General features: G+C 63.6%; 25 protein-coding genes. 20 read left to right on the top strand and 5 right to left on the bottom strand.

The window, feature by feature from the left end; genetic code table 11:
- Positions 1–29: 29 nt before the first annotated feature.
- The 11 genes from VF168_00590 to VF168_00540 are packed head-to-tail and all read left to right on the top strand — an operon-like array spanning position 30 to position 12,115.
- Positions 30–230 (top strand): hypothetical protein, encoded by a 201-nt coding sequence (locus VF168_00590; protein ID HEX7002673.1) that lies wholly within the window; start codon positions 30–32, stop codon positions 228–230.
- Positions 231–255: 25 nt separating this feature from the next.
- The gene (locus VF168_00585; protein HEX7002672.1) at positions 256–858 is read left to right on the top strand and encodes an NAD(P)H-dependent oxidoreductase subunit E; all 603 of its coding nucleotides are present in this window, start codon (positions 256–258) and stop codon (positions 856–858) included.
- A complete protein-coding gene (gene nuoF / locus VF168_00580) occupies positions 855–2,198 on the top strand; it encodes an NADH-quinone oxidoreductase subunit NuoF (protein ID HEX7002671.1) in 1,344 nt (447 codons plus the stop codon). Before VF168_00585 ends, nuoF begins: the two co-directional genes overlap by 4 nt.
- A gap of 10 nt (positions 2,199–2,208) precedes the next feature.
- Positions 2,209–4,680: an NADH-quinone oxidoreductase subunit NuoG gene (nuoG, locus tag VF168_00575; GenBank protein HEX7002670.1), complete on the top strand. Its 2,472-nt coding sequence runs from the start codon at positions 2,209–2,211 to the stop codon at positions 4,678–4,680.
- On the top strand, positions 4,680–5,708 hold the full coding sequence (gene nuoH, locus VF168_00570; protein HEX7002669.1) for an NADH-quinone oxidoreductase subunit NuoH: 1,029 nt from the start codon (positions 4,680–4,682) through the stop codon (positions 5,706–5,708). The genes nuoG and nuoH overlap by 1 nt, the downstream gene beginning before the upstream one ends.
- Before the next feature lie 24 nt (positions 5,709–5,732).
- On the top strand, positions 5,733–6,260 hold the full coding sequence (nuoI, locus tag VF168_00565; GenBank protein ID HEX7002668.1) for an NADH-quinone oxidoreductase subunit NuoI: 528 nt from the start codon (positions 5,733–5,735) through the stop codon (positions 6,258–6,260).
- On the top strand, positions 6,260–6,820 hold the full coding sequence (locus VF168_00560) for an NADH-quinone oxidoreductase subunit J (GenBank protein HEX7002667.1): 561 nt from the start codon (positions 6,260–6,262) through the stop codon (positions 6,818–6,820). The genes nuoI and VF168_00560 overlap by 1 nt, the downstream gene beginning before the upstream one ends.
- Positions 6,821–6,877: 57 nt before the next feature.
- Positions 6,878–7,198 carry an NADH-quinone oxidoreductase subunit NuoK gene (gene nuoK, locus VF168_00555; protein HEX7002666.1) on the top strand — a complete coding sequence of 107 codons (321 nt, stop codon included), beginning with the start codon at positions 6,878–6,880 and terminating at the stop codon, positions 7,196–7,198.
- The gene (nuoL, locus tag VF168_00550) at positions 7,198–9,144 is read left to right on the top strand and encodes an NADH-quinone oxidoreductase subunit L (protein HEX7002665.1); all 1,947 of its coding nucleotides are present in this window, start codon (positions 7,198–7,200) and stop codon (positions 9,142–9,144) included. Before nuoK ends, nuoL begins: the two co-directional genes overlap by 1 nt.
- A gap of 34 nt (positions 9,145–9,178) precedes the next feature.
- Complete coding sequence (locus VF168_00545; protein ID HEX7002664.1) at positions 9,179–10,648, top strand: NADH-quinone oxidoreductase subunit M; 1,470 nt, start codon at positions 9,179–9,181, stop codon at positions 10,646–10,648.
- The gene (locus tag VF168_00540) at positions 10,649–12,115 is read left to right on the top strand and encodes an NADH-quinone oxidoreductase subunit N (GenBank protein HEX7002663.1); all 1,467 of its coding nucleotides are present in this window, start codon (positions 10,649–10,651) and stop codon (positions 12,113–12,115) included.
- Positions 12,116–12,183: 68 nt separating this feature from the next.
- On the opposite strand, the gene VF168_00535 is transcribed toward VF168_00540, so the two are convergent.
- Positions 12,184–12,504: a rhodanese-like domain-containing protein gene (locus VF168_00535; GenBank protein HEX7002662.1), complete on the bottom strand. Its 321-nt coding sequence runs from the start codon at positions 12,502–12,504 to the stop codon at positions 12,184–12,186.
- 47 nt (positions 12,505–12,551) lie between these two features.
- Here VF168_00535 and VF168_00530 point away from each other — a divergent pair, with 47 nt between their 5' ends.
- The 3 genes from VF168_00530 to VF168_00520 all read left to right on the top strand — a co-directional run bounded on the left by VF168_00530 (position 12,552) and on the right by VF168_00520 (position 14,717).
- A complete protein-coding gene (locus tag VF168_00530; GenBank protein ID HEX7002661.1) occupies positions 12,552–13,040 on the top strand; it encodes a DinB family protein in 489 nt (162 codons plus the stop codon).
- Positions 13,041–13,114: 74 nt separating this feature from the next.
- Entirely contained in the window at positions 13,115–13,531 is a 417-nt protein-coding gene (gene ndk, locus VF168_00525; protein HEX7002660.1) for a nucleoside-diphosphate kinase, read from the top strand.
- Between the two features lie 28 nt (positions 13,532–13,559).
- Positions 13,560–14,717, top strand: a complete 1,158-nt coding sequence (locus tag VF168_00520; GenBank protein HEX7002659.1) for a pyridoxal phosphate-dependent aminotransferase — start codon at positions 13,560–13,562, stop codon at positions 14,715–14,717.
- A gap of 21 nt (positions 14,718–14,738) precedes the next feature.
- On the opposite strand, the gene VF168_00515 is transcribed toward VF168_00520, so the two are convergent.
- Positions 14,739–15,272 carry a hypothetical protein gene (locus tag VF168_00515; protein HEX7002658.1) on the bottom strand — a complete coding sequence of 178 codons (534 nt, stop codon included), beginning with the start codon at positions 15,270–15,272 and terminating at the stop codon, positions 14,739–14,741.
- A gap of 176 nt (positions 15,273–15,448) precedes the next feature.
- Here VF168_00515 and VF168_00510 point away from each other — a divergent pair, with 176 nt between their 5' ends.
- Positions 15,449–16,387, top strand: coding sequence for an AMP nucleosidase (locus tag VF168_00510; protein HEX7002657.1), 939 nt, complete (start codon positions 15,449–15,451; stop codon positions 16,385–16,387).
- 173 nt (positions 16,388–16,560) lie between these two features.
- Here the strand turns inward: VF168_00510 and VF168_00505 are convergent, their stop codons facing one another.
- From VF168_00505 to VF168_00495, 3 genes are all read right to left on the bottom strand, one after another.
- Positions 16,561–17,415 (bottom strand): hypothetical protein, encoded by an 855-nt coding sequence (locus tag VF168_00505; GenBank protein ID HEX7002656.1) that lies wholly within the window; start codon positions 17,413–17,415, stop codon positions 16,561–16,563.
- Positions 17,416–17,767: 352 nt separating this feature from the next.
- Entirely contained in the window at positions 17,768–18,847 is a 1,080-nt protein-coding gene (locus tag VF168_00500) for a hypothetical protein (GenBank protein HEX7002655.1), read from the bottom strand.
- A gap of 404 nt (positions 18,848–19,251) precedes the next feature.
- Positions 19,252–19,818 carry a nucleotidyltransferase family protein gene (locus VF168_00495; protein HEX7002654.1) on the bottom strand — a complete coding sequence of 189 codons (567 nt, stop codon included), beginning with the start codon at positions 19,816–19,818 and terminating at the stop codon, positions 19,252–19,254.
- A gap of 144 nt (positions 19,819–19,962) precedes the next feature.
- Here VF168_00495 and VF168_00490 point away from each other — a divergent pair, with 144 nt between their 5' ends.
- From VF168_00490 to VF168_00470, 5 genes are all read left to right on the top strand, one after another.
- Positions 19,963–20,757: a hypothetical protein gene (locus VF168_00490; protein HEX7002653.1), complete on the top strand. Its 795-nt coding sequence runs from the start codon at positions 19,963–19,965 to the stop codon at positions 20,755–20,757.
- 170 nt (positions 20,758–20,927) lie between these two features.
- Positions 20,928–21,830: an ATP-binding cassette domain-containing protein gene (locus VF168_00485; protein HEX7002652.1), complete on the top strand. Its 903-nt coding sequence runs from the start codon at positions 20,928–20,930 to the stop codon at positions 21,828–21,830.
- 82 nt (positions 21,831–21,912) lie between these two features.
- Positions 21,913–22,644, top strand: coding sequence for an ABC transporter permease (locus VF168_00480; GenBank protein HEX7002651.1), 732 nt, complete (start codon positions 21,913–21,915; stop codon positions 22,642–22,644).
- A 374-nt stretch (positions 22,645–23,018) separates the two neighbouring features.
- Positions 23,019–23,276, top strand: a complete 258-nt coding sequence (locus tag VF168_00475; GenBank protein ID HEX7002650.1) for a hypothetical protein — start codon at positions 23,019–23,021, stop codon at positions 23,274–23,276.
- 722 nt (positions 23,277–23,998) lie between these two features.
- Positions 23,999–24,676 carry a Type 1 glutamine amidotransferase-like domain-containing protein gene (locus VF168_00470; protein HEX7002649.1) on the top strand — a complete coding sequence of 226 codons (678 nt, stop codon included), beginning with the start codon at positions 23,999–24,001 and terminating at the stop codon, positions 24,674–24,676.
- Positions 24,677–24,848: the final 172 nt, after the last annotated feature.

Genomic DNA, 24,848 nt, shown 5'->3' with positions numbered 1-24,848 from the left:
CGAAGTTCTCGGCACGGTCTTTCAGAGGCATGCGGCCGAAGTTCGGTATCGGTATCGCCATCGGCGCGCTACTGGTGATCGGAACGCAGCTCTCCGGAAGCGATTCCGCCTTCGCGATGGTCCTGGGGGGTGGCGTCGGAGTCGCACTGGGTCTCACCGGACGTTCCTTGCCGGGGAAGCTCGCCACAGCGGCCGAAGAACAGGAGGAGCCGGAGGCGGACGGGCGCTGATCGCCCGGACGACCGACGTTCAGAGATGGTCGAACTAGAGACGGTCGAACCCTTCTTCGCCAGCAGGCAGGAGCTGCTGGACGAGATCCTGGGGCGCTACCCGGAGTATGGCCGCAGGAGCGCTCTCATGCCCCTCCTATGGGAGGTGCAGCGGGCCGAACGGTACGTGAGCGAAGCGCGCGTGGAGGAGATCGCCGGGATCCTGGGCATCCACCCCACCGAGGTCCGCGGGGTGATGAGCTTCTACTCCACCTATCACGACCACCCGGTTGGCAGGTACCACCTGCAGGTCTGCTCGACGCTCTCCTGCTCACTGGCCGGCTCGGACGAGCTCTACGACTTCCTCGTGGCCGAGCTCGGCATAGTGAACGGCGAGACAGACGCGGAGGGACGCTTCTCCATCCAGAAGGTTGAGTGCCTCGGCTCATGCACCACTGCCCCTGTCCTGCAGGTGAACGACACCTATTACGAGCGCTTGGGACGCAGCCGTTGCGCTCACCTGCTCCAGGCCTTGCGGAACGACCAACCGCCCGAGCCGTGGCGTGAGCGCGGCGGCGACACTCTGCCGCCCGCCCGGGACGGCACCTCGAACCGGGGGACCAGTGAGACGGAAGGGAGTGGCGAGTGAGCGACGTCGTCGCCCAACGTCCCGAACCGATAGTCTCGCGTAGCGACCCGCGCTTCGAAGTAGTGATGTTTCGTCACGTAGGGGTAAACGGAGCCTGGACGCTCAACTACTACCTCGGTCATGGCGGCTACTCCTCGGCCCAGAAGGCCCTCACGAGGATGACGCCGGAAGAGGTCGTGGCAGAGGTCAAGGCCTCCGGCTTGCGCGGTCGCGGCGGGGCCGGCTTCCCCACGGGGGTGAAGTGGTCGTTCATGCCCAAGCCCGACGGGCGCCAGCGTTTCCTAGTGTGCAACGCCGACGAGTCGGAACCAGGCTCCTGCAAGGACCGCTACGTCCTCGAGGACGACCCCCACCAGCTCATCGAGGGCATGATCATTGGCGGTTACGCGATCCAGGCCACGCTGGGCGTCATCTACGTCAGGGGCGAATACTATCTCGCCTACGAACGGTTGAAGAACGCCATCGAGGAGGCGCGAGCCAAGGGCTACCTGGGCGAGAACATCTTCGGCAGTGGCTTCGACTTCGACCTGATCCTCCACCGCGGCGCCGGCGCCTACATCTGCGGCGAGGAGACGGCGCTCATGAACTCCTACGAGGGGTTGCGCGCCAACCCCCGGCTAAAGCCCCCCTTCCCGGCGCAGGCCGGGGTCTACGGATTACCCACCACGATCAATAACGTGACCAGCCTCGCCTCCACGGTCCACATCCTCGAACGAGGCGCCGGCTGGTTCTCCGGCATGGGCACCGAAGATTCGAAAGGGTTCCACCACGTTCAACTCTCCGGCCCCTTCAACAAGCCGGGCGTCTACGAAGTGCCGATGGGCATCACCTACCGGGAGATCATCTTCGAGGTAGGCGGGGGCCCGGCGATGCCGGCGAAGGCGTTCATCCCCGGCGGCACCAGTTGCCCCATGTTCCCATTCACCGACGAGTACCTCGACACGCCGATGGAGTACGCCTCGGTCGCCCGGAAGGGCTCGATGTTGGGTACCGGGGGCCTGATCCTCATCCCGGAGGAGAAATGCATCGTCGACGCGATGTACAACGTGGTGCGCTTCTACGCCCACGAGTCGTGCGGCAAGTGCACGCCTTGCCGTGAGGGCGTAGCGACCTGGCTGCCGCAGATGTACCGCAAGCTGCTAGAGGGCCTGGGCGCGCCCGGAGACCTGAAGCTGATGGAGGACATGGTCAGGAACATGCGCGGGACAGCATTCTGCCCGCTCGCCGATGCCTGTGCCATGCCCGTGCAGGCCTCGTTCAAGTTCTTCCGCCACGAGTACGAGTACCTGGTCGAGCACGGCCGACCCAAGTACCAGAAGAGCGACTGGTGGCAGGCATGAGGGGTCCCCGATGAAGGTCACCGTCAACGACGTCGTCCTCGACCTGAAGCCGGGCACGAGCGTCATCGACGCGGTCTTCGCCGCCGGATTCGACGTGCCCTACTTCTGCTCCCAGGAGTACATGTCGCCCATCGGCGCCTGCCGCATGTGCCTGGCGCGAGTCGGTGCGCCCCGCAAGGGGCCCGACGGCGAGTGGATAAAAGACGAGGAGACAGGCGGCGCCAAGATCTTCTACTTCCCCAACCTGATGGCTACCTGCACCACTCAGGTGATGGAGGGGATGGTCGTCGATACGCTTGCCGAAGACGTGGTCGACGCTCAGAACGGCATGGTGGAGTTCACCCTCATCAACCACCCGCTCGACTGCCCCGTCTGCGACAAAGGGGGCGCCTGCGAGCTGCAGGACCGCGCCTACGAGTACGGCACCGGCATCTCCCGCTTCCAGTTCGACAAACGCCACCTCGAGAAGCACGCCGCCCTCTCCGAACTGATCACCCTCGACCAGGAGCGCTGTATCCACTGCAAGCGCTGCGTCCGCTACTTCGAGGAGGTGCCGGGCGACGAAGTCCTCGACTTCATCGACCGCGGTGGCCACACCTACATCGACTCGTTCGAGGGGGATGGCCTCCCCAGCAACTTCAGCGGCAACATCACCGATATCTGCCCGGTTGGCGCGCTGCTCGACACCACCGCGCGTTTCCGCGGACGCAACTGGGAGTACGACCACACTCGCACCACCTCTCTCGACGACGCCTCTGGCAGCGCCATCGTGGTGGACGCCAGGACCGGCCGCATCGAGCGGATCAAGGCGGGCCTGAACCCGCAGGTGAACAAGATCTGGATCGATGACGGTACTCGCTTCGGACACGAGTACGTCGATGCGCCCGACCGGATCAAGGAGCCGCTGCTGCGCAAGGGGGACCGCCTCGTGCCCAGCACCTGGGAGGAGGCTGCCGGCTTCATAGCGAAGAAACTCGCTCAGATCGATCCAAAACGGGTCGGCATCGTACTGCGCGCCGACTCCACCCTCGAGGAGGGGGTAGGCGCCAAGGCGCTGGCCGAGCAGTTCGGCAGCGGTCGGTGTGACCACTACCCTCGCACCGAGGTTTCTTTGCTCGCCGCCAGCAACCCCGCGACGCTGGAGGAGCTGGCGAGCGCCGACGCGATCTTCGTCATCGGCGACCCCACCGAAGAGGTGCCGATCGTCGACCTGCGGATAAAGGACGCCCTCAAGGGGGTGCCCTCGCCCGAACTGATGCCGCACGGCGTGCCCATCGCCGACCTGCGCCTGAAAGAGCGGATGGCCCGCAAGCGGGAGATCCTCACCGTCGCCAACCCCTATCGGGTCGACCTCATGAAGCACGCCGGCACTACCGTTCTATATCCGGTGGGCGCAGAAGCCGAGCTGCTGGGCGGGCTGAGGCGTGCGGCCGAGGCGCTCGCCAACATGGACGAGGCGGCCGAGGGTAACCCGGAGGACCTGCCTGCCGTCGCTGGGATGGATGGCCGGAAGGCTCGCGCTCTGATGGAGCGCTTGCGGGCGGCCGAACGAGCGGTGATCGTCTACGGAGCAGCGGTGCTGGCCAGTCGCGAGGCAGCCGACGCCCTGCACGCGTTCGCGCGGTCCGTCGACGCGAAGACGATGGCGCTTCCGCCGATGGCGAACTCGTTCGGTCTGGAAGTGGCCGAGGTGCTGCCGTCGCACGCTCGCTACGGCTACCCTCAGATGCTCGACGGCGAGGTGGACGCGCTGATCGTCTCCAACCTGGATCCCGCTGCCAACACGGCCGTGGCTCAGAAGCTGCGCGAGCTCGATCTTCTGGTAGTGCACGCCTCCTTCCCGAGTGCCACCACCGACCTGGCCGATGTCGTGCTGCCGGCCAAGACCGGTTACGAGAAGGACGGTTCGCTCATCAACCTCGAAGGCAGGCTCTTGCCGGTCTTCTCGGCACCGGTGGACAACGGATCGAGCGAGGACTTCACCGGCGTGGTCAAGCGGCTCGGTGAGGCGTTGGGGAACCGGCTCGAGGGGCGGAGCGTGCGAAGTGCGAGGAGGATCCTCAAGCGCAGCCTCGGGACCGATTTCGCCACCCTGCCCGCCGAAGGTGAGCTCCTCGAACTCGCCGGCAAGAGCGCGGCCCGTGTGAGCGTCAGGGGGCCGGAGCGACCGGCGGGTAACCTGCTGCTCGTGCCCAGCATGATCCGCCACGAGTACCTCTCCCGCAACCCGCACCTGCTCGCCGCTTACGGTGAGAGCCCGCTGCGCCTCCACCCGACCGACGCTGCCCGACTCCAGGTGGCGGAAGGCGACATCGTGCTCCTCCCCGTGGACGGCGTCGTCCGTCGCGCCGCCGTCCGCGTAACCGAGGATGCACCCGCCGGCCTGCCGCTGCTGCCCGCCCTCCCCGACCAGCCAGCCGGCAGCGCCGTGGCCGACTTCGAGGCGCTCGTGAAGGAACGGCACGCGCTGGAGGTCGCCTGATGGACCCACAGCTCGCAGACCCCTGGTACATCACTGCCATCAAGGCGCTGATCCTCTGCGCTATCCTGCTGGGCGCCTTCGCCTACATGACTCTGGTCGAGCGGCGCATCCTGGCCCGCATGCAGCACCGCGTGGGACCCAGCAGGGTCGGACCGTTCGGGCTGCTGCAGCCGATCGCCGACGCGCTCAAGTCGGTTTTCAAGGAAGACATCACCGTGAGCGCCGCCGATCGTTTCGTCTACTACCTCGCGCCGTTCATCAGCATCACCTTCGCCCTCTCGGCCTTCGGCATCATCCCTGCCGGACCCGAGGGCAGCCTCTTCGGGTTCGATCCCTGGGTGATCGACCTCGACATCGGCCTGCTCTACGTACTGGCCGTCACCAGCATCGGCATCTACGGGATCTTCCTTGGCGGGTGGGCATCGAACAGCAAGTACTCGTTGCTGGGGTCGCTGCGCTCCTCGGCCCAGATGATCTCGTACGAGCTGGGACTGGGCTTGAGCGTGCTCACCATCATCATGATCGCCGGCACCCTCAACCTGCGCGAGATCGTCGACCTGGGAGTCTGGTCGGTGAGCCCCTGGCTCTGGCCAGGGTTGGTCATCGCCTTCGGCACCTTCCTGATCTCCGGTATCGCCGAGGTCAACCGCACGCCGTTCGACCTGCCCGAGGCCGAGCAGGAGATCGTCGCCGGCTACCTGACCGAGTACTCGAGCATCAAGTGGGCCCTCTACCAGATGGCCGAGTACGTCAACATGATGACCGCGGCCGCGTTCATCAGCACGCTCTTCCTGGGCGGCTGGCGGGGGCCCGCCTTCCTCGACGCGGTCGTGCCCGGCATCTCCGAGTGGCCGTTCATCTGGCTCCTCGCCAAGATGGCGATCTTCATGTTCCTCTTCATCTGGCTGCGAGCCACCCTGCCGAGGCTCCGTTACGACCAGCTGATGCGCTTCGGCTGGCTCTACCTGTTCGAGATAGCGCTGGGAGCGGCACTTCTCACCGGGGCGGTGATCGCGTTTGTTCTCTAGGGACCTTTCGATAGGAGGAACGCCATGAGTGTCCTCAGCATCGCCAAGGGGATGGGCGTCACCCTGAGCCACCTCTTCAAGAAGCCCGTGACCGTGAACTACCCCGAGGAGCCGGCCCAGATCAAGCCGCGCTTCCGCGGGCGCCACCACCTGCTCCGGCACCCCGACACCGGCCTCGAGAAGTGCATCGGTTGCTCGCTCTGCGCCGCCGCCTGCCCGTCTTACGCCATCTACGTCGAGGCGGCCGAGAACGACCCGGACGATCCGGTCTCGGCAGGGGAGCGTTACGCCAAGATCTACGAGATCAACATGCTTCGCTGCATCTTCTGCGGCATGTGCGAGGAGGCGTGCCCCACCGGCGCGGTGGTGTTGGGCCACGAGTTCGAGCTGGCCGACTTCCGCTACGACGACCTCGTCTACCGCAAGGAGGACATGCTGGTCGGGGTCAAAGGTTCGAAGTGGCAGCGCCGCGAGGCAGAGCGCAAGGGCAAGGCCGTGAAGCTCGGCTTCGTCGCCGGGCACCGGCCGGAACTCGAGGGGGTCGACTACTGATGTTCGGCTTCATCATCCTCGCCGTGGTACTGCTGGCCGGCGGCATCGGCGTCATCACTTTCCGCCAGCCGGTGCACGCGGCGCTGTCGCTGGTAGCGACACTGCTGACCCTGGCGGTCACCTACATCACCCTCGAGGCGCATTTCCTGGCGGCCATCCAGACCATCGTCTACGCGGGCGCGATCATGGTCCTCTTCCTCTTCGTGATCATGCTCCTGAACGTAGGCGGAGAGTCGTCGGCGGAACGTTTGCCCGGCCTGCGTCCGGCCGCCTACCTGGCGGGCCTGCTCGCGGCCGCGGGCATCGCCGTGACCGCCTTCCTCGATCCCAGACAACTTCCCAGCGCCGAGATGATCCAGGCGGCGTTGGGCGGGGGAGGCGCCGAGCGGGTAGGGGAGTCTCTCTTCGGCGACTTCCTGCTGGCTTTCCACCTGGTGGGCGTGCTCCTGCTCGTCGGCATCGTCGGCGCCGTCTCCCTGGTCCAGCGCAAGTCCCATGAACTAGCCGGTGACGCCGGGGCTGCCTTGGACGAACCGGAGCGGGAGCTCACCCGTGCATAGTTCGGCGCCCGCACCGCACCTGAAGCCACGGCCGCCGGGTACTACGGGAGGCGGGCGGTGGTAGCCACCGAGTATTACGTAGCTCTTAGCGCGATCCTCTTCGCCATCGGCGCTGTCGGCGTGCTCACCCGCCGCAGCGCCATCCTCGTCTTCCTCTCGATCGAACTGATGCTCAACGCCGCCAACCTGGCGCTTGTCGCCTATGCCCGCCAGTGGAGTTCTTCAGGGCAGGCGGTCGCCATGAGCGGCCAGAGCGCCGTGTTCATCATCCTGGCGCTCGCCGCCGCCGAGGTAGCGGTGGGTCTGGGAATCCTCGTCGCGATCTTCCGGCAGCGCACCAGCACCGACATCGACGCCCTTTCCGAGGTTCGCTACTGATGACCGGGGCCCTCTTCTCGTCTCCCGCCTCCTACGCCGCGCTGGCGCCGCTCCTGGCGCTGCTGGGCTCCCTCGTCAACGGCCTTTTCGGCCGTAAGCTTCGGGAGCCGCTGCCAGGGATCATCGCCAGCGCCACCGTTGGGCTGGCCTTCATCCTCTCACTGGTCGCCTTCGTCTCGCTGCCCGAGGGGGGCCTCTCACTCGAGTTCTGGCCCTACCTCGTCGCCGGTGACCTGCAGCTCTCGCTCGGGTTCGTAATCGACCGGCTCAGCGTCCTGCTGATGCTCGTGATCACCGGCGTCGGCTTCCTCATCCACCTCTACTCGGTGGGCTACATGCACGGAGACGACGGCTTCGCACGTTACTTCAGCGCACTCAACCTCTTCGTTGCCGCGATGCTGGTGCTCGTCATGGCCGACAGCTACCTGCTCATGTTCGTGGGATGGGAGGGAGTGGGGGTGTGCTCCTACCTCCTGATCGGCTTCTGGTACAGCCAGGGGCTCAACGCCAGCGCCGCTCGCAAGGCGTTCATCGTCAATCGGATCGGTGACGTGGGCTTCCTGCTGGCGATGTTCCTGCTCTACCGCACCTTCGGCACCCTCGAGATCGCCGCCGTCAACGAGGCCGCCGGCGGCCTCGCCTACGGTTCGGCCCTGCTTACCGCCATCGGGCTGCTCTTCCTGCTCGCGGCGGCAGGGAAGTCGGCCCAGCTGCCGCTCCAGGTGTGGCTCCCCGACGCCATGGCCGGCCCCACACCGGTTTCGGCACTGATCCACGCCGCCACGATGGTAACGGCCGGCGTCTACCTGGTAGTCCGCTCGGCGCCGCTGTTCGCTCAGGCTCCCGATGCCTCGGCCACCGTCGCCTGGGTGGGCGGACTCACGGCCCTGGTCGCCGCCTTCGCCGCCCTTGGCCAGACAGACATCAAGAAGATCCTCGCCTACTCGACGGTCTCCCAGCTGGGCTTCATGTTCGCCGCCGCCGGCGCCGGCGCCTACGCCGCCGCCATCTTCCACCTCTTCACCCACGCCTTCTTCAAGGCGCTGCTCTTCCTCACCGCCGGCTCTGCCATCCACGCGCTGGGAGGCGAGCAGGACGTGCGGAGGATGGGCGGGCTGGGCCGAGTCATGCCGCTGACCGGACTCACCGCCTTAGTTGGCACCCTGGCCATCGCCGGCGTCCCGTTCCTGTCCGGCTTCTTCTCGAAGGACGCGGTGGTCGCAGGCGTCTACACCAGTGAGTGGCTGCGCGACTACGGGGGGCTCGCTCTTTACATACTCCTCCTCCTTACCGCCGCGATGACGGCCTTCTACATGTTCCGCTGGTACTACCTCGCCTTCGCCGGCCGTCCCCGCTACGACGACGCCGTCGCCGCCAAGCTCCACGAGTCTCCAGCCGTCATGACGATCCCGCTGCTGATCCTGGCGGTGTTCAGCGTGGTGGCAGGCTACCTCGGTCTGCCCGAGTTCGCCTTCCCCAACTGGATGAATGCCTGGCTGGAGCCGGCCATAGCCGCAGAGGTGCGGTTCCTGCACCCCACGGTGACCGTCGAGTGGCTGCTGGTGGGACTCTCGATCGTCGCCGCCGCGGCCGGGTTGGGCCTCGGTTACTGGGTCTATCACCTTCGCTCCGGCAGGCCCGCACAGCGTATCGGCAGCGGGGCCCTCGGCAACTTCTCGCGTGAAGGGGCAGGTTTCGATGCTCTCTACCGGAACACCTTCGTGGCGGCGGCCGAAGGCACCGCGAGCGGGCTGGGCGTGGTCGACAGGGAGCTCGTCGATCGCGGGGTGAGCGGCAGCGCTGGAGTCACCGGCCTCCTCGCCCGCGCGGCCACGGGACTCCAGTCTGGCTTCGCTCGCACCTACGCGCTCACCATGCTGCTAGGGGTGGTGGCGTTGATACTGGTCCTGCTCCTCGGCGTTTGGCTCGGCGGGGAGCTGGCATGAGCGGCACGATCGACTACGAAGGGATCGAGAACTGATGCTGGGCACCCTCGTCGTTCCATTGGGCGCGGCTCTCCTCGTCGCCTTCCTCCCGGCACGTGCTGCCCGGGCGGTAGCCGGAGCCGCCGCCGTCACCACCTTCATCGCCGCCCTGCTGATGCCGGCAGACGCGTTCCTCAGTCTCCCCTGGATCGACGGCCTGGGCATCACCTTCAGCTTGGGGAGCGCAGGCGCTGCATCGGTCCTGGTCCTCGCCGCCGCTCTGGCTATGGTGCCGGCGGTTATCTGGGCCGCGCTGCAGGTAGAGGAGCGCAACGCCTCGTTCCTGGCGCTGCTGCTGGCAATGCAGGGCTTCCTCAACGGAGTCTTCCTCGCGAAGGACCTGGTCCTCTTCTACGTCTTCTGGGACGCTACCCTCATCGCCAGCCTGCTGTTGCTAGGTGGTTGGGGCCTGGAGCGGCGCCGTGAAGCGACGGCGAAGTACCTAGCCTACGCGCTCGCCGGTTCGTTCCTGATGCTTGTGGCTATCCTGGCCCTCAGGCCGTTGTCGGGCGCAGATTCCTACCTCATCGGCGATCTTCTCGAAGCCACGCCGGCGCTGCCACCGAATACGCAGATGTGGCTCTTCGCGGCATTCGCCGTGGCGTTCGCGGTGAAGATGCCGATGCTACCGCTGCACTCCTGGCTCGTAGACTTCCACGATCAGAATCATCCCTCAGGGGCCGCTGACGTCGCCGGTACCCTCTACAAGGTCGGAGCCTTCGGGTTCTTCGCATGGGCCATCCCGCTGCTGCCGGCCGCTGCCGAGCGATGGAGCCCGCTGCTGATCGCACTCTCGGCCGTGACCGCCCTATACGCAGCGATAATCGCCGCCAGGCAGGAGGACCTGAAGCGGCTCCTCGCCTACGCTTCGCTCTCACACATGGGGATCGCCGGCGTCGGCGTTTTCGCACTCGAGCTGACCGGCTCCAACGGGGCGATGTACCTCCTCGCGGCGCAGATGCTGACCACCGGCGGACTCTTCCTCCTGGCTGGCATGCTCCACGCTCGCAGCGGCACCTACCTCCTTGCCGCCTACGGCGGACTCGCTCGCAGCGCCCCGGCGCTCGCCGCCATCACCCTCTTCGTGTTGTTCGCGAGCATCGGGGTGCCAGGCCTGGCCAACTTCCCGGGCGAGTTCCTCAGCCTGCTAGGTGCGTTCCAGGCCAGCGTCACGGCCGGAGTCGTCGCGGTGTGTGCCGTCATCGCCGCCGGCGTCTACGGTGTCAACCTCTACCAGCGCATCTACCAGGGGCGGGCCGAGTTCCGGGCCAGCGACCTGCGCGCTGCTGAAGTGGTCGTGCTGATGCCCATCCTCGCCGGCATACTCTGGCTCGGCCTGACCCCGGCTCCACAGCTCGAGCGGATCGAAGTGCAGTCCCGGGTCGCGCTCGAATCCTCGACAGGCGAGACTGCCGGCAACCCGCCCGCCGGGATCACCGCCACTCTGCAGGAGGAGAAGCGCTAGATGTTCCCGCCCGCTCTCGACATCAACTGGCTGGCGCTCACGCCGCCCCTGGTTCTCCTGTTCACCGCGGCCGCGGGCCTGTTCTTCGCGCTCTTCCAGAGTAACGGTCGCAGTACGGCTGTTCTGAGCCTCGTCGGCCTCGTAACGGCCGCCGTCTTCACCCTGGTCCTCTTCCAGGACGGCAGGGCAGGGGCGGGGTCGGCTGCCTTCGGCCTGCACTATCTCGCCGACCTGCCAGCGGCAGCGTTCCAACTGCTGATAATCCTGGGGACCGTCATCGCGGTTCTCGTCTCCTACGACTACCTCGAGCGCACCGGCCTGGATCACCCCGAGTACTACCCGCTCATGCTCCTCTCGGCAACCGGCGGCATGGTCATGTCGGCAGCCGGTGATCTCATAACGTTGCTGCTGGGCCTGGAGATCACCTCCCTGGCGGTGTACGTCCTTTCGGCCTGGCGTCAGGGAGCTCGCGAGAGCGAAGAGGCCGGCATGAAGTACTTCCTGCTGGGGGCCTTCGCCTCCGCCGTCCTCATCTACGGGATAGCTCTGACCTACGGCGCAACCGGGCACTTCGTCTATGCCGAGGTAGTCGCTGCGGTAACCGCCCCAGGGTTCCAGTCGCTGCTCCTCGCCACCCTTGGCGGCCTTCTGCTGGTGGCTGGACTCGGGTTCAAGGCCTCGATGGTGCCGTTCCACCAGTGGGCGCCCGATGTCTACACCGGCGCGCCGACCGCCGTCACCACCTTCATGAGCGTGGTCGTCAAGACCGCCGCGTTCGCCGCCCTGCTGCGGGTGGCTTCCACGATTCTCCCGGAACTGTCGCCCGTGGTTCTCGAACTGTTCGTGTGGATCGTCGGCCTCACCATGATCGTGGGGAACCTGGCCGCCTACGTGCAGCGCGGAGTGAAACGGATGCTCGCCTACTCGGCCGTGGCGCACGCCGGTTACCTGGGCCTGGCGGTTCTCGCGGTCGACAGTGGAGGCCTCCAGGCTGCCACCTGGTACCTGCTCGCCTACACCCTGATGACGGCCGGAGCGTTCGCCGTTCTTACCCTGTTAGGTGACAGGTTCGACCATGGGGACGACCTCGAGCGTTTCGCCGGCCTCTCACGGACCCGCCCGATGCTCGCGGCTGCGATGGCGATCTTCATGCTGAGCCTCGCCGGGATTCCACCGCTGGCGGGTTTCGCCGGCAAGGTGATGGTTTTCGGTGCGGCCCTGCAAGCCGGCTACTTCCTGCTCGCGGTCATCGGCATCCTCACCAGCGTGGTGGCGGCTGCCTACTACTTCCGAGTGATCGCTTTCATGTACTTCCGCGAGCCGGCCTACGGCGCGCCTCGGTACCGCAGCGCATTCACCAGCACGGCGGTGGTACTGGCGGCCGTAGGCACGGTCCTGCTGGGACTGTTCCCCGGCTTGTGGTACGGCCTGCTCGAATCGGGCGCAAGGGTCGTAGCGGGCCTGTAATCTGCGAACGCCCGGACGCTAGCGGGCCCCCGGCAGCAAGTCGGGGGCCCGCTTCTCCAGGCCGACGATCAGTCCCGCTCTACCGGGTACCCTGCGCCCTCCCAGGCCACGATCCCGCCGGCGACGTTGACCGCTCGGTACCCCTTATCCAGCAGTAGACGCGCTACCTGATCGCTCCTGGACCCTGTACGGCACTGGATCATCAGCTCCTCGTCCTTCGGCAGTTCCTCCTCGTAGCGCTCCAGGAACTCCGACATCGGCAGCAGTTCCGCCCCAGGGATGCGCCACTCGCTGTGCTCGCGAGGTTCACGTACATCGATCATCTTCACGCCGGATTCCAGGCGGCGCCGTGCCTCCTGAACGTCTATCTGCTGCGCCTCTCGGGTCATGAGCCAACTATAGCGAGTCGCCTGTGACCGTCCTGTAGAGTGTGCGGGTGCAGAGCTATCAAGAACGAATCCTGGCGACACTCGGCGATGAGGATCCGATCGAGGTCCTGCAGATGACCCCACTTCGGATCGAGCAGCTGGTCCAGGAGTTCGGCTCGGACGACTTCGCCAGCAGCTACGCACCGGGGAAGTGGAGCGCTCGCGAGATACTCGCTCATCTCGCCGACGTGGAACTGGCGCATGCCCTCCGCTTCCGCCAGACGCTTGCCGATGACCAACCGATACTGCAGCCGTTCGATCAGGACGCGTGGGCGAAGCGGTACGGTCGCGCAGACCCTTCACTCGCCGTCGCCTGCTTCGCCGGCGTGCGCTCCTGGAATCTGGCCCTGCTGACGACCCTCGATCTCGATGGCTGGCTGAAGGAGGCCTACCACCCGGAGCGTGGCATGATGTCGATGGACCTGCTCGTTCGGACCCTCGCCGGGCACGACCTCAACCACCTGCGACAGCTCGAGACGATCGCCGGAGTCCGTTGACTCTGGAAGTCCCGCGGTTCGACTCGACAGGGGCGGGTTTCCCGTCGCGGGCGCTGTGATATCCTTTGCGGGTTATGGCTTCTGAACGCACTTTCGCAATGGTCAAACCCGACGGCGTCAAGCGCGGGCTCGTAGGAGAGGTAGTCCGCAGGCTCGAGGCCAAGGGATACAGGATCGCAGCCATGAAGATGATGCAGATCCCACGGGAAACGGCCGAGCGCCATTACGGGGAGCACGAGGGGAAACCGTTCTTCGAGGGCCTCGTCTCGTTCATCACCAGTGGACCCGTTGTGGCGATGGTGGTGGAGGGGGAGAACGTGATCGCCGAGTGGCGCAAGATGATGGGCGCCACCAACCCGGCCGACGCCGTTCCTGGCACCGTCCGTGCCGACTTCGCAACCACTATCGATGAGAACGTCGTGCACGGTTCAGATGCCCCCGCTACCGCCCAACGTGAGATCGAGATCTTCTTCGGGGGCGAGCTGAAGTAGAGCCGGACTTCCACTTCCTAGGAGAGCCATGCCCCAGCTTTCGAGAAGCATCCAGAGTCTGAAGGCCTCGGCCACGGTCGCTTTCAACACGAAGGCGAAGGAGTTGGCGCGCAGCGGCGTGGACGTGATCGCCATGACCGCTGGGGAACCGGACTTCCAGCCTCCGGCGCACGTCTTCGATGCCGTGCGTGACGGGTTGGAGCTGGGGCTCACCAAGTACACGCCGTCAGAGGGCACGTTCGAGCTGCGCCAGGCTGTTTGCGGTAAGTTCGAGCGGGAGAACGGGCTCCGGTACTCACCCGAACAGGTGATCGTCTCCACCGGCGGCAAGCAGGTGCTCTACAACGCCTTCATGGCGACGCTGGATCCGGGCGACGAGGTGATCGTCCCGGCACCCTACTGGGTGTCCTATCCGGCACAGGTTCAACTCGCCGGCGGAGTGACGGTGCCTGTGGTAGCCAGCGCCGAGGATGGGTTCGTCCCCGATCCCGCGGCCGTGCGCGCCGCCATCACCGACCGCACGAAGGTCATCCTCCTCAACTCACCCTCGAACCCCACCGGAGCCGTCTATCCTCGTGAGGTAGTCCGGGAGATCGTCGAGATGGCGGCCGAACGCGACATCTGGATCTTCGCCGACGATCTCTATGAGCACCTCGTCTACGACGGCGAATTCACCGCCGCGGCGAGCTTCGCTCCGGAGAAGACGCTGATCGTACACGGAGCGTCCAAGGCGTACGCCCTCACCGGCTGGCGGATCGGTTACGGGGTGGGACCGATGCCCCTGATCAAGGCGATGAACCGGCTCCAGGGCCAGGCCACGAGCGGAGCCAACTCGCTTGCCCAGCATGCGGTGACCGTGGCACTGAACGAGGTCGAGAAGACACGGGAGTTCATCGACATGACTCGCCGCGCCTACGTCGAACGGCGGGACGTGCTGGTGGAAGGGCTGAACCGGTTGGGACTCGCGACGCCGAAACCGCAGGGCGCCTTCTACGTCATGACCGACCTGACCCCCATAGATCGTGACGAGACGGTAGCGGCCACCCGACTACTCGAGGAGGCTCACGTGGGCGTAGTTCCGGGAACCGACTTCCTGGCTCCGGGCAAGGCCCGCTTCTCCTACGCCACCAGCCTCGATAACGTCCGAGAGGCGCTGGAGCGGATAGGGAATCTCCTGGGTAGTTGAGCGATCGCGGTGAACCGTCGCTCAGAGCAGGTACCAGAGGGCCGCGAGGACTACAAGCACCAGCAGCAGCGCGATGAGGAGCCTACGCGAGGGCGCCTTCGGTCCGTTCGGGGGCTCGAACGAGGAGCGGGGGAAGAGGTCCTCGTCCTCCTCGTCCTCGTCTTCGTCGCTGACGCCTTCCGCTTCCGGCGGCCGACTCGCGCCGAACTGGGTCTTCCAGATGCTCGGTGTGTCCTCGGCCCCCTTTTCGGGTGCCGGTCCGGCGGTCGTTTCCTCTGCCCTCAGCGGCGGACCCACCGGAGGTGGCGCTGCCGTCGCCGCGTCGAGCGTGCCGGGAACTCGGATCGAGGCCTGCAGCCCGGCCTCCCGGAATCGGCGAGCGACGGCGACTGCCGTGGACTCGGGTATCGGCTTGGTGACCTCTGCCGGCAGACGCCGGAGCAGCGAGTCGAGCTTGTGCGGGTCGAGGCCCAGCAGTTCGGAGAGGCGCTGACGCGTCTCGGCATCCGGCTCCTGGGTCGGTGCTGCGACGTAAACGACGTACTGTTCAGCCATCCTCGTACCTCACAAGCGTGAGAGACACTCCTCATCGTGCTCCGGCAATGATTCCACGCCTTTTCGCGGTTCGGGTGTGAAGTATCACCGGCGCTACCGGCGAGATGTGGGGTCGGGCGGACGGGGGCGGTGCGCGGCGCGGGACAAACCGGCATCGGCATTGGTTAGGCTGTCCCATGGTACCGAAGGATGGAGACAGAAGGGGCGATGTGGTCCCCGACTCGCCGAGCGCCGAGGTAGAGGGCGATCCCGGCACGGTTACGGTGCAGGACAACCTTCCCGAGTCGGATGTACCGTCCAGCGCTCAGCGGCCCGGAAGCGAGAACCTGATCTACGCCAACCCGGAGAAGTGGGCGATAGGCCGCGAGTTCCTCGAGAGATACACCGGAACGGCGCCCGAGCGCTTCCAGAAGCAGATAATCCTCACCAACTTCCACTACTACCTCGAGCGCTTCCAGTCCCTCTGTGACGACTCGGAGGTTACGGAAGGCTCCGCGATGACCGCGGCGCACAGTGAGAAGCAGGGCGTTTCGATCATCAACTTCTCGATCGGCTCGCCGGTCGCGGCCCTGATAATCGAGGTGCTGGCGACAGCCGACCCCAAGGCGACGCTCTTCCTGGGGATCTGCGGTGGCCTGCACCGCTCACTTCAGGTTGGCGACTTCATCCTGCCTACCGCCGCCATCCGCGACGAGGGGGCGTCCCGGCACTTCATGCCGCCACAGGTTCCCGCGCTCCCTACTTTCAAAGTCCAGAAGTTCGTCTCGCAGATAATCGTCGAGAAGGGGCTCGACTACCGCACCGGGGTCGTTCACACCACCGACTACCGCTTCTGGGAGTTCAACGAGCGGTTCAAGACGCAGCTCTACGAGGAGCGAGCGCTCGCCATCGACATGGAGACGTCGACTCTCTTCTCGGTCGGCTTCGCCTCCAAGGTACCGATCGGCGCGCTCCTGCTGGTATCCGACTTACCCCTGCGCAAAGGCGGGATAAAGACCAAGGAGTCGGCACGCAAAGTCTTTCGGCAGTACACCGACCTGCACATCGAGATCGGACTTCAGGCCATGAGTGAGATCGCCGAGCGGGGGGAGCATATCAGGCACTACCGCTGGTAGGCCACCGGGCGGAAGTTGATCGTAGCGCTTAGCTGTGTTGTCGTCGCGATGATGTAACTACCCAAGCGTCGATCTTCGGGATTGAGGTTGTAACGGTCAACTCGACAATCGGTCAAATCTGAGGTTCGACTTCGGTCGCCGTTTTGCAGGGGCGAGGAGGCGAACCGTATCCTCTAGCTGGAAGAGAGGAGGTCTAGTCCTGAGTCGATTACGGCGGGTATTCGTGCCTCCGGAACCTTCGACAGAGATGCGAGACTCCAGCCGGCGGCAGTGAGGGCACCGACTACTCGCCAACCGGCGTAGTACGCGGTTCTTGAAAGCCCTGCAGCTCCTGCGCCCATCGTGAACCGCTCGACGGTTGCGGAGTCGCTGGTATGCAGACAAGTCCTGACTGAGTCGAGTATTTCTGACTCGTTGGCCGTGCAGAGTTCGTACAATTCTGGGTCGTGATCCGTCGTGTACCGCTCGGCCTCATGTCCAGGGATCAGCTTCTCCGTTACTCGCGTGGCGAGGCCTTCCTCCATGACGATGCGGGCGATGCTGCGCTCCCACGTCATAGCCATACCGGCGTTTATGCCGTGGATGACATGGGTGACCTCATGGGGCAGCATGAATGCGCGTTCCTCGGGGGACTGTTCGATGGGCAGCGACAGCGTTGTCATGCCCTCGATATCTGCGACAAACGGATTGCCTTCGAACCCTCCGACGAAAACGATAACTCTGAGCTTGGCGTCGGTTTCGCATTCAAGTAGCTCGGCGACACGGTGGAGCTCATGAGATGGTTCAGGGCTGAGGCCTTCAGCGCCGCGTCGAATTCGGTCCAGTTCTGTCGGATAGCGGTCCCAGGCTTCATCGAGCAACTGCCGCGCCCGAACCTGCCCGGCGGGCGTAGGGGGGACGGCGGCGAAACCGTAAACGCTCTTCCACAGCTCCCAACGATTTTCCGGATCGAGATCCTTTGCGACTGCGTCAGCGTAGAACTGTAGGAAGCGAGGCGATAGATCTAATACCTCCAAGGTCGGGGGCATAATCGACGATAATTGGTGTAGTTCACACTCGTCAATCGGCGTACTTGCTGCTAGAGTCATCGCCGTTTCAATTCGATAGGTGTCGATGCCTGCCTAGATCCAATCTAGGGCGCGAAAACGGAGGTTAGGAGGCGCTGTCTCTTGCTCGTGAGCGAGACTGGGTATCTGTTCTCGATAGGCCGCTCTTCATTGGAATTGCGAGTTAGATAGGTATTGCAGGGGTTGGTCAACGAGCAAGACGACGAACAGTGTCAGGCCTGCTTGGACAATCAGTGTCGGGCCTGCTTGACAGTCTCCTGTACAGGAGATACTGTGCGTCATCGGGCCCGCGGTTTATCCGCGGGCTTCGTCATTATGTAGTCTCCGACAAGAGGTGTTGGCAGACGGAGAAGTCCTTGAGGATGGGGACGCCGACGTCGTCTGAAGCGGCTGCCATTGCACGGTTGAGAAACTCCTGAACGGTAACCAGATGTTGATCCACGAACTCTTGATGACGCGTCTCTATTGCGTTGCGGGCGAGAGCGTAATGGGCCGCAAGCTGCTTAGCGGGAAGGCTACTAAAGTTTCGCCTGAGTAGGTCGTGGACGTCGAGAACAGTGAATGGTCTAAGGCGTCCGACGAAATCGTTCCAGATGGGAAGAAGATGCTCGTCGTACTTGATGAAGCCCTTATCGTGCATCAGGCCGCGGAAGTTCGAAAAACCGATAAGGTCGGCGGCCTGACACAAAGGGACTTCATCTGTATTCCCGACACGTTGAATCGAGGACAGTCTCTCGAGCTCCATAACCTCTGACATCGCACTTACAACTCTCTGGGCGTCGACTCCGTGTGAATCGCCAAACGGGTCAATTAGGAGTTCGAGGGAGGCCTGCTTGACGGTTCGCATGTGCATTTCAAGAGTGCTTATCACCTCGAAAAGCATTGGCAGAAGTGGGCTCGTCAGCCTCTTGTGAAATCCGGCGTACATCTTCTTATGCCGACCACGGCTGGCTTGTCTCAGGAACTCCATCTCGGCCATGTGGACGGGGTGACGGAAGAACTCCGCGAGCCGCTGTGATTCGAGCCTTCTGATTCGTCCTGCTCCGACAACTGCTACTCTTTTCGGCTTCTCTGCGGCCGCCAGGATAATTTCGAACGCCCGGCGGACCCACTCCTTGATTTGCTCGAAGTCCGCTCCCACGTAGGGGTTCGGACGGTTCCTATAATTCTTCTTGAGATTCCGTCCCCACATGATTCGCATGTGGATTGGTGGGGGATCCGGGCACCCTAAGGCGACTTGGATATCCGCCTGCAGTTGCTTCCATGCTGAGTTGAATTCCGGGAGTTCAGCTTCGTGGACGAAAATGCCGGCAAGCAGCGTGAGAGGGTGATCCCCCGGGATATATGTTCCGTCCCACCTAACTAGCGGTTCAATTCCCCCGGAATCGTCCACTGCCGCAACATAACGAGCCATCCGCAGGTACCATACACTCCCGCGGTGCTCGTCGCTCCCGCTTTATAGTTACTAAAACCTATGTTAAATCGCGGGCCTTCTGAGGATAGGGCGCGACAGTGGAGGTTTGGCCGAGAAATTCCGCCGGAGGGCAGGGGTGCGCGAAGCCGGACGAATAACGCATCCGCAAGTCGATGAAGCCAAAGGTAAGTGCCCTGCGCACGAGGTTCTGGCCCTTACCTGGCGGCAAGCAGAGGGTGAACTCGAACAGCCGTCTTAGCACACCGTGGCTGACAATGATGACCTGCACGTGGGGTAGGGGGCAAGGCTGGCATCAGAAGGGTGCTCCAGCCTCGCCACCTTCTTGACTCCGCGTGAAATGGCCTCCCGAGGGCGTGTCATGGCTATGCCTCGTCCCAGTCCAGGATTTTCAGTCGCGGCCAGATTTCACGCCACCTGCTGATCTTGTTCTCGTAAATCTTGCGCGTGATCTGTCGCTTGTTTGCTCTAACAACAAGGTTCGTGAGATCGTCGATGCCGAATGGTGCAAAGACCTCGTACTCGTCCCCGCTCTTCCGGATTGCGACGGCAGTAGCGGTGGTCGGGAAGGTCGAAATCGCCTGTTCTGCCGAGGCGTAAGGGGCAATCGAGTAGCCAAACGCTTGCTCGTACCAGAGGTGGACCCGAGCTTCGTTCTTGACGTCCAGCTTCATTGGCACGCCCGGGAAGTGTCGTGTGACGCACTGTCGATCAGCCTGTTCTTTCGATTCGGAGAGATCGGGGTCGAAGTAGACGAGATCGATGTCTTTGATGTCGGCTGCTGGGTCCCGGCCGTGCGACAGGTTCCATACGGTCTGCGCGATGCACCCGGCTGCGACGAAACAGTTTGCCAGTGTGAGTTCTGGAATCGCGTCAACTACCTCGGCAACGAAAGGATTCTGTAGTACTTGGTTCACCAAGTCGCGATGCATGGATGAGCGATTGTAATTCAGGTCGGCGCCTCTCAGGTTGGCTGACGAGATTGATGGTGTCGGGCGCGACAATTGAGGTCTTGAGCTTTTCCAGGTAGGCGGGGGCCGGTCGTTTGCGAGCCGGCGGTCGAGTATGGTCAACGTATGAACAATCGTCACGAGAGTATGGGTAGGGATGCTCTCGAGCATCTGGTGGAGAAGTGGAAGCCGGTGCTTGGCCTGAGTGAGTGGGCGATCCGGGTCGAACTGGTGGACTTCTCGCGGGAGTGGCAGAGTGGTGATGTCAAGGTTGATGAGGTCGAGAAGTCGGCTCTGGTCTTGATGAGCAGGCGGCCGTTCCGGGATGAGGAGCAGGTCTTGTTACATGAGCTCGTTCATGTCGTGCTCTGGCCGTTGGACCGGGCGGCTATGGACTTGGTGGAGACGGCCCCTCAGAACAGCCGGGAGCGGGAGCTGGGGGAGGCGATGATCTTCCGCGCGTTGGAGCCGGTAACGGAGCAGTTGACGGCGGCGCTCCTACGCGCCAGTGGCGTGGGTGTGCGGCCCGCCTGGGCGGCGTTGGAGGAGGAAGCGAAGCCGAGGTTGGCGCACCTTCCGGGAACGGCCGAGTGGGGTTTGGATCAAGCGGAGGTTCTCGAGGTGAGAGAGGAGCTGGTGGTGTCGTCGAGGCAGGGGGTTGGGATCGAACAGGTGTGGGAACGGATCGAGCGCAGTGCCGGCGAGCCTTTTCGGCAGCTCCGAGGAGGTAAGTTCACCTACGAAGTTCGTGGCAACGCGCTCTTGCCAGACAGGACGAACAGGCAATTGGCCCGGTCGCAGTTTGAACGGGCTCTTGAGCTTGTGCCGCTCGAAAACACTGCGGCGGTGCAGCATCTGCAGGGACCCTCCTACATCTACGCGATTCTGATGGACCCGAGAGTCCGCAAGGACGACTGGTAGCTCAGTCGCTCCCTGACTTCGAGCGTGCAGAGTAAGGCGGTGGATTGGACGACGTGGTGGGGAACGGCTGCTAGTGGCAGGTATGGTAGCCGTATGACCGCACCTATGCGCGACCCCTCCGACCCGAAGCGTGCGGTGTGAGCGGGCGGCCGGCAGTCCTTGCCCGAGGAGTGAGCAAGAGGTTCGGCTCGGTGGTGGCTGTTGACGAGCTGGATCTCGAGATAGGGCAGGGCGAGGTTTTCGGCCTTCTAGGGCCGAACGGCGCGGGTAAGACGACTGTCATTCAGATGCTGTTGGGCTTGACCGCCCCGAGTAGCGGTCTGGTTAGGGTTCTTGGCGTCGATCCAGCGGCTGATCCCTTGCTCGTTCGCGCCAACGCAGGGGTGGTGATGCAGCGGGCGACGCTGGATCCGTTCCTTACGGGCTGGGAGAACATTCAGCTCTACGCGGAGTTGTATCCGTTGCTGCCATCCGAGAGGAAGGACCGGATTGACTCCGCCCTGTCTTGGGCGGGCCTGACCGAGTCAGCCGATCGTTTGGTTCGTACCTATTCGGGTGGGATGAAGCGCCGATTGGATCTGGCCATCGGCACGCTGCACCAGCCGCAGTTGCTGCTACTGGACGAGCCTACCCTGGGCTTGGACATTCAGACGCGAAGGCAGCTCTGGGACCTGATCCGGGACCTGAAGTCGGCCGGTACGACGGTCCTGCTGACGACTCACTATCTGGAGGAAGCTAACAGGCTTTGCGATCGGATCGCGATCCTTCATCGCGGCCGACTTGCGGCGCTTGGTTCACCCGAGGAGCTTCGCGCCAGGCACGTTTCTTCGTCGCATCAACTGGTCGTGACCCTCGAAAGACAGATTGAGCTCACCGGCAGGGCGCTTCCGGTCGCGCCCACGCGCGAGGGCGAGAGATTGGTCTTTTCCGGCCCACCGGAAGTCCTGTGGAAAACGTTCTCGCTGCTGCAGTCGGAGTTCGAGGAGGACATCGTCGCGGTGAGTTACGAGCAGCCGTCGCTCGATGACGTGTTCGTGTTCCTGACCGAGGAGGCAGAGGATGTCAGCGCTTGAGCAGTCAACTAGGCGTAGTCGCCCTGTCGCTGAAGCCGGGTTGGAATCACGTGGCACACCTTTCTTGCAGGCCTCGTTCGCGTTGAGCAAACGCTGGTGGTGGCAGCTCAAGCGAACGCCGTTGGAGATAGTGGTGGCGCTGGCTCAGCCGGCCCTCTGGCTGGTTCTCTTCGGCAACCTCTTCGCGAACAGTGGGGTGGTGACAGGCACGAGCTACATTGCCTTCATGACCGCCGGCGTAGTCATCATGACGGTGTTCAATGCCGCCTTGAACGGCGGTGCCCAGATACTCTTCGATCGCGAGACCGGGATGCTGCATCGTTTGCTGGCTGCCCCGATCCCGCCCGGTGCAGTGCTGTGGAGCCGCTTCTTCTACGTACTCGGGCTCACCACTTTCCAAGCGCTGGTGATTCTCCTCGTGGCGTCGCTCCTCGGCGTGAGGATTGCGTCTGGCGTAGCTGGCCTCGTGCTGGTGCTGGCTACTGGCATCCTGTTGGGGATAGGGGTCACGGCCCTGTCGATGGCGCTCGCCTTCACTTTCAAGCATCACGGTCAGTGGTTCTCGGTGATCGGGTTCGTGAGCTTGCCGCTGTTGTTCGCATCTAACGCCCTGGCGCCGGTCGAAGCAATGCCACGGTGGCTGCAACTTCTCACGACATTCAACCCGATGACCTACGCGATCAGCGCGGCCCGTCAACTTATCCTGGAGGGGTTCGACTGGTGGGTGATGACCACCATGGCCAGCGCCCTGCTGTCGTTCGACATAGTAATGATTCTCGTGGCCTTGGCCGCAATGCGTCGAGCACTCGACTAGGAGTTCCGCCCGCAGAACTCCTCGATCCGGGCGCGAATAGTGAGGAATTGCCCATGGCATGTCGAGATGCTTGTTTCAGTTCGGCAGGTGGAATCTGAAACTGGGTGGGTAGAGAATGTGTCATGGACCAGCCATCAGAACTACTGGGATCCCTCAAGGCTCGCCTCGTTCTGGAGGGGTACGCCGAGCCGGCAAGCCCTAGTGAAGTGGCCAGGGTGCTGGAGATGCCAGCCAACAGCGTTCACTACTGGACCAAGCGGTTACTCGAGGACGGATTACTGGAGCAGGTTTCTCGGAAAGGCCGCGTTCGCACTTACAGATCTCGATTGGTAGATGGGGAAGAAGCGTGCGAACCAGAGTCTTGTATTCCTTTCGTGCGCAATGTACTCGGCGTCCTCAACAAAGTGGTCCTGGCAGCGGCAGAGAGGCACGAACTTGGAGATGCGGGAGCCGGCATTAGGCGCCCGGAAATCGGTGTGCATGAGGTGAAGCTACGCCCTGCAGACGTTGGCAGGATTGTAGAGGCTCTCAAATCCACCATTCCCAACTCGGAAGACCAGACTCACGAGGATGGAGATACCTACACGGTGTCGTTCATCGTCGCTCCCGGCAGAGTCAGCGATCACCTTTGAGCCTCGCTCGCAACCCCTCTTGAATGCGGGAGGCAAAATTGCTCACTAAGGGCGCGACAATGCGACTTCATTAGAGGCCCAGGGCGAGTCATCGATAGTTGTTAAGTCCTTCGTTTGTGTGCCGTCCTGTCGCTTGTGTTCCTTCTAGTTGGTCCCGGGGAGGCGCCGCTCTGGTCTTCCCCCGGTTCGGTGGACACATGACTGCTTGAGCTACAGTGCTCAGGAAGGAATAGTGTCCGAAGAAGAGAGCCAGTAACAACTCGCCCTATCATCTCGAGTTCAAGGTCGAGGCGGTGCGCTTGTTCCGGGAGAACGGCCGATCGGCAACATTCCACCCGCCGAGTTCGAGCAAATGTACTATCAGCAGCAGAGCCAGGTAGCAGCCTGACTCAAGCCTTCAAGCCTCCGGAAAACACGGGGCGATTCACATCTGGCATTGCCTTTTATTTTGGTTGCCCTCTGTTTCAGCCTAGTCTCGCATGTTCCTGGTTTTCATAGTTGGGAACGTCGTAACCGCCGCACGTGAGGAGCACTTAAGCAATTCGGAAGATGGGCTTCAATCCGAGGCGCGATGATACGGCTGCATTTTTCGTCTTAAGAGCGGCGTAGAGGAGTGTCAGGCACGGCCGAGGGTGATGGGTTCGCTTACCGCGGTCGCCCAGGGCGCGGGCTGGCCATGCGATACTTCCTCGCACGTCGACCCGCACCCACTAGGAGCCACGATGAAGTACCTACTCACCTCAGGTGGTGTCACCAATTCGAGCATCCGTAATGCCTTGACAGGACTGCTCGGCAAGGCGATTCCCGAGTGCAACGCCCTCTGCATCCCAACGGCCATGTACGGCCACCCCTGGGTCGGGCCGGGCGAGCGGGTTTGGGAGTTCATCGCCGGCAAGAGCCAGGACTCCATTTGTGCGCTGGGCTGGAAGTCTCTCGGCGTGCTCGAGTTGACCGCCCTTCCCAGCATCGATGAGACTCTATGGCTGCCGAAGGTGCTGGAGGCCGACGCCCTGCTGGCGTCAGGTGGCGACGCGCTCTACCTGTGCCATTGGATGCAACGCTCAGGGCTCGTCGCTCATCTGCCGGCCCTGTCCGAAACGGTGTGGCTGGGACTAAGCGCAGGCAGCATGGTGATGACGCCGCGTATAGGAAACGAGTTCGTAGGCTGGAAATCCGAATCTGGCGACGATACCGCTCTCGGCCTCGTTGACTTCTCGATCTTCCCGCACCTGGACAATCCGGATCTGCCCTCGAACACACTGGCTGCAGCCGAGAAGTGGGCAAGCCAACTGCCGAACCCGAGTTACGCCATCGACGACGCAACAGCGATCTCCGTTGACGGCTCGAGAGTCGAGGTCGTCTCAGAAGGGCGCTGGAAGCAGATTTCGGCACAAAGCTGAGCTCCCAAGCCGCTGAGGAAGTAGCTCGTGCCGCAGGCGTCCCGAAGCGCCAGTCGCCACCGCCGCGGGTGGGTGGTCGTTGCGGACGAAGAGCCTGCCGGGCTAGTCCACTGATGGCGGCGACCGGAGTCGGCTGGACCAGGAGCGCGGAAATCGCTACTGTCGACGTGTG

This window comes from Trueperaceae bacterium, assembly GCA_036381595.1.
In the GTDB taxonomy this organism is placed as follows: domain Bacteria; phylum Deinococcota; class Deinococci; order Deinococcales; family Trueperaceae; genus DASVCN01.
Note: the sequence above shows the minus strand (reverse complement) of the source record. Positions and strands in the feature narration are given on the sequence as shown.

What these genes read in the sequence shown, in the direction of transcription:
- VF168_00515 (HEX7002658.1), bottom strand. Translation starts at nt 15,272, where the DNA reads ATGGCTGAACAGTACGTCGTTTACGTCGCAGCACCGACCCAGGAGCCG.
- VF168_00520 (HEX7002659.1), top strand. Translation starts at nt 13,560, where the DNA reads ATGCCCCAGCTTTCGAGAAGCATCCAGAGTCTGAAGGCCTCGGCCACG.
- nuoI (HEX7002668.1), top strand. Translation starts at nt 5,733, where the DNA reads ATGAGTGTCCTCAGCATCGCCAAGGGGATGGGCGTCACCCTGAGCCAC.
- VF168_00535 (HEX7002662.1), bottom strand. Translation starts at nt 12,504, where the DNA reads ATGACCCGAGAGGCGCAGCAGATAGACGTTCAGGAGGCACGGCGCCGC.
- VF168_00470 (HEX7002649.1), top strand. Translation starts at nt 23,999, where the DNA reads ATGAAGTACCTACTCACCTCAGGTGGTGTCACCAATTCGAGCATCCGT.
- VF168_00505 (HEX7002656.1), bottom strand. Translation starts at nt 17,415, where the DNA reads ATGCCCCCGACCTTGGAGGTATTAGATCTATCGCCTCGCTTCCTACAG.
- nuoG (HEX7002670.1), top strand. Translation starts at nt 2,209, where the DNA reads ATGAAGGTCACCGTCAACGACGTCGTCCTCGACCTGAAGCCGGGCACG.
- VF168_00540 (HEX7002663.1), top strand. Translation starts at nt 10,649, where the DNA reads ATGTTCCCGCCCGCTCTCGACATCAACTGGCTGGCGCTCACGCCGCCC.
- VF168_00585 (HEX7002672.1), top strand. Translation starts at nt 256, where the DNA reads ATGGTCGAACTAGAGACGGTCGAACCCTTCTTCGCCAGCAGGCAGGAG.
- VF168_00490 (HEX7002653.1), top strand. Translation starts at nt 19,963, where the DNA reads ATGAACAATCGTCACGAGAGTATGGGTAGGGATGCTCTCGAGCATCTG.
- VF168_00545 (HEX7002664.1), top strand. Translation starts at nt 9,179, where the DNA reads ATGCTGGGCACCCTCGTCGTTCCATTGGGCGCGGCTCTCCTCGTCGCC.
- nuoH (HEX7002669.1), top strand. Translation starts at nt 4,680, where the DNA reads ATGGACCCACAGCTCGCAGACCCCTGGTACATCACTGCCATCAAGGCG.
- VF168_00590 (HEX7002673.1), top strand. Translation starts at nt 30, where the DNA reads ATGCGGCCGAAGTTCGGTATCGGTATCGCCATCGGCGCGCTACTGGTG.
- VF168_00560 (HEX7002667.1), top strand. Translation starts at nt 6,260, where the DNA reads ATGTTCGGCTTCATCATCCTCGCCGTGGTACTGCTGGCCGGCGGCATC.
- VF168_00495 (HEX7002654.1), bottom strand. Translation starts at nt 19,818, where the DNA reads ATGCATCGCGACTTGGTGAACCAAGTACTACAGAATCCTTTCGTTGCC.
- ndk (HEX7002660.1), top strand. Translation starts at nt 13,115, where the DNA reads ATGGCTTCTGAACGCACTTTCGCAATGGTCAAACCCGACGGCGTCAAG.
- VF168_00510 (HEX7002657.1), top strand. Translation starts at nt 15,449, where the DNA reads ATGGTACCGAAGGATGGAGACAGAAGGGGCGATGTGGTCCCCGACTCG.
- nuoL (HEX7002665.1), top strand. Translation starts at nt 7,198, where the DNA reads ATGACCGGGGCCCTCTTCTCGTCTCCCGCCTCCTACGCCGCGCTGGCG.